Source organism: Pseudoalteromonas sp. S3431, assembly GCF_000690035.1.
GTDB lineage: Bacteria > Pseudomonadota > Gammaproteobacteria > Enterobacterales > Alteromonadaceae > Pseudoalteromonas > Pseudoalteromonas fuliginea.
The window spans coordinates 1-2,831 of record NZ_JJNY01000051.1; the positions used below are offsets into that span (position 1 = coordinate 1).

General features: G+C 33.9%; 5 protein-coding genes. All 5 read left to right on the plus strand.

Translation table 11 applies throughout. The features are described from left to right. Positions 1-288: 288 nt before the first annotated feature. The 5 genes from DO88_RS06430 (at position 289) to DO88_RS06410 (ending at position 2,728) form a co-directional block, all read left to right on the plus strand. On the plus strand, positions 289-693 hold the full coding sequence (locus DO88_RS06430; RefSeq protein ID WP_024599991.1) for a GNAT family N-acetyltransferase: 405 nt from the start codon (positions 289-291) through the stop codon (positions 691-693). A 552-nt stretch (positions 694-1,245) separates the two neighbouring features. After that, the gene (locus tag DO88_RS06425; protein WP_024593237.1) at positions 1,246-1,593 is read left to right on the plus strand and encodes a hypothetical protein; all 348 of its coding nucleotides are present in this window, start codon (positions 1,246-1,248) and stop codon (positions 1,591-1,593) included. Between the two features lie 129 nt (positions 1,594-1,722). Next, positions 1,723-2,025 carry a hypothetical protein gene (locus DO88_RS06420; protein WP_024593238.1) on the plus strand — a complete coding sequence of 101 codons (303 nt, stop codon included), beginning with the start codon at positions 1,723-1,725 and terminating at the stop codon, positions 2,023-2,025. 115 nt (positions 2,026-2,140) lie between these two features. After that, complete coding sequence (locus DO88_RS06415; protein ID WP_007584349.1) at positions 2,141-2,458, plus strand: hypothetical protein; 318 nt, start codon at positions 2,141-2,143, stop codon at positions 2,456-2,458. Beyond that, positions 2,459-2,728 carry a hypothetical protein gene (locus DO88_RS06410; protein WP_033039977.1) on the plus strand — a complete coding sequence of 90 codons (270 nt, stop codon included), beginning with the start codon at positions 2,459-2,461 and terminating at the stop codon, positions 2,726-2,728. It begins immediately after the preceding gene. Positions 2,729-2,831: the final 103 nt, after the last annotated feature.

The window sequence follows — 2,831 nt, forward strand, 5'->3', positions numbered from 1 at the left end:
TATTTTTCGGGGGGATTACCAAGTGAGTTTTATAAAAATGAATCACGCAAAAAGCTGAGCTACAATGAAAGAAAGAGTAAAAAGCCAACCACACTAAACTTTCCCGTAATACCTTCCAAAACACCAATTAAAACAACAGCTAACAATTTTTTATATTCCACGTGAAATACAGTAAAAGATTGAACCAAAATAGGAACTCAGCTATGGTTTGTTTATCAATAAAAACAAATAAAAAAACGAGTTAATCTACAGGCTCGTTATAAGCCAATGGAGGCTCTGCAAAATCATATGGAAATTCGCAATATTTCCTGGGAGCAAACAATCCCGCTTCGACAAAGTGTTCTTTGGCCAAACAAGCCTCCTGAATATTGCCATGTTGATGGCGATCATGACGCAATGCATTTTGGTGCCTTTGTTAATGACGAGCTTGTTTGTGTTGCCTCCGTATACATAAAATCAGATAAAGCTCGCCTACGTAAGTTTGCTACTAAAACTGATTATCAAGGGCAAGGCATTGGCTCTCAAATGCTAAAGTTTATTCTTCACTCTCTTAATAATACGGTTGTAAATTTTTTTTGGTGTGATGCTAGAGAATCAGCTTTAAGTTTCTATCAGCGCTTCGGTATGCAGCCATACGGGGAACGTTTTTATAAGGCTGATGTTTCTTACTTTAAAATGGAAGTTGCTTTATAGTAAGTTTAAAGCGGCATATAACAACACGCGCTGAGGTGGGCAGCAAGCGCTAAAAGTTAGGATGACACCCATTCTGACTTTTACGTCAATTATCAATGATAGCAGTGAGTTAGGTTACATCCATGAAAGTGCATCACGCAAAAGTCTGAGCTGTATTGACAAGATGAAAGTAGTAATTGGTAGCCCGATAGACGACAACAATTTTTATTAAACAATGCTAAACAACTCGGCTTTATTGAGCCTATTTTCCTTTAAATAAAATACGGAATATTACCAACGTTATTATGATCCTCAACTGCTAGGTTTTTCTGCTGCATCGCTTATTTTAACAAATATATTTTGCCCATCAGAGTAAAAAAACACTCACACTAAATTATCCAGTAATACCCTCCAAAACGTCAATTAAAACAACACCAAACTCTTTTAATATTCCACGTAAAATACAGTAAAAGATTGAACCAAAATAGGAACTCAGCTATGGTTTGTTTATCAATAAAAACAAATAAAAAACGAGCCAATCTATAGGCCCGTTATAAACCATAAGGAAGTGTCATGAAAAAAATATTTGTCGGAGCAATAATTCTGGTTAGTTCTAGTGTATTCGCTAACCCATATAAAAGTGGGTTCGTTGATGTTTCAATTCAAACACAAGAAGGTAAAGAAACTTTTAAACTAGTTTGTCAGCCTAAAATCACTGTGGGGAAATTACCAAAAAACTGGGTTAGTTCTTGTAACGATATCGGCAAGAAACTTCTGGAGTTAGCTGTCGAAAACGGAGTGAAAGTCGATCCAGTTGACAAAGTATTTGGTATGGCTGGTGACTTTGCTCAAAAGGCTTCTAGTGATCTACCAGAAGATATTGTCCCCGCAGCAATTGTTAGCCGAGAATTTGGTAGTTAATGGTTTATAACAAGTAATAAACTAGGACAAATAACATTTTTCTGCGTCTCTATTTTAACTTACTATTATTTGGCTGTTAGAGCTATTCTACAGCCTCGTTATACGCTTCTAAAGCTCGGTGTAAATAAAATGTTTGATGATGCAATTATACTTGCTACCAAATTACTTGAAAGCGATGATGATTACTTAAATATAGTTATGAATCTTTGTCAAATTGGAAATAAAAAGTATGGTCAATGCTGGAATACTGAGTTTCATGTATTTGGTGTAATTTCATCTGATACAGATCATTTACCTTTAATTCATGTTAGAGAAAGATGTTCCGCTGAGTTCTTAGTTAAATCAGATAAAGAGTTAGCTGAAATTGTAGAGTATTACCGATCTGATGTGGTGATAGCTTGTAATCTAATAGTGAGTAGTAAAAACGTATAACAAGTCGTAAAGCAGAACAAAAAAAATCTGGTTTTTACTGCTATGTCGCTTACTTTAGCAAATATATTTTGCCTATTTAAGGCAGTACTAGATATAAAAATACAAGGATGCATAATTGAATTATTTAAATTGGTTACAAAAGACATACCCAGAGCTAAATGAGATATCAAATGAAACTATTAACTCTCATATCGACAAAGCAAAGTCTGATACAGAGCTTTTTAGGGAATTCATTAAAGTATTAGGTAGCTTATTTTTTATTATCCCGTTCAACTTATACCTTTATATTTCGGGTATTCAGGCATCTAACAGCCCTTTATATTGGTTTTTGGTTGTGGCTTCAATTGCTGTTGGTGGTTTTATCGGGCTTTATTGCGAGCAAAAGGTAATTAAAAAACGCCTTAAAAAAATAATACAGTTGAAGGCATTTTAAATGACTAATGATGAAGTGGTTTCAAAGCTACGCAGTGCAAAAGTTAAAGTTGTAATTTATGTCTCGGGTTTATTTTTACTTTTGACCTATGTTGATTTTTATTTGGCTGACACTTCAGAAAAAACAACACAAAGCATGCTATCGAGTTCACCGTTCTCCATTATTATTTTTGTTTGCCTACAATTAGCGATAATGCTTATTTTTACTTATTTGGAGAAAATCCTTATTGGTATAAATCAAACAAAAAATAATGCCGATATATCGAATTGAGATGACAAGCTTTTGAATTATTACCAGAGCCGTTTTTGAAAATTTACGCATAACTGATTGAACTAAAATAGGAACTCAGCTATGGTTTATTTATCAATAAAAA

What these genes read in the sequence shown, in the direction of transcription:
- DO88_RS06430 (WP_024599991.1), top strand. Translation starts at nt 289, where the DNA reads ATGGAAATTCGCAATATTTCCTGGGAGCAAACAATCCCGCTTCGACAA.
- DO88_RS06425 (WP_024593237.1), top strand. Translation starts at nt 1,246, where the DNA reads ATGAAAAAAATATTTGTCGGAGCAATAATTCTGGTTAGTTCTAGTGTA.
- DO88_RS06410 (WP_033039977.1), top strand. Translation starts at nt 2,459, where the DNA reads ATGACTAATGATGAAGTGGTTTCAAAGCTACGCAGTGCAAAAGTTAAA.
- DO88_RS06420 (WP_024593238.1), top strand. Translation starts at nt 1,723, where the DNA reads ATGTTTGATGATGCAATTATACTTGCTACCAAATTACTTGAAAGCGAT.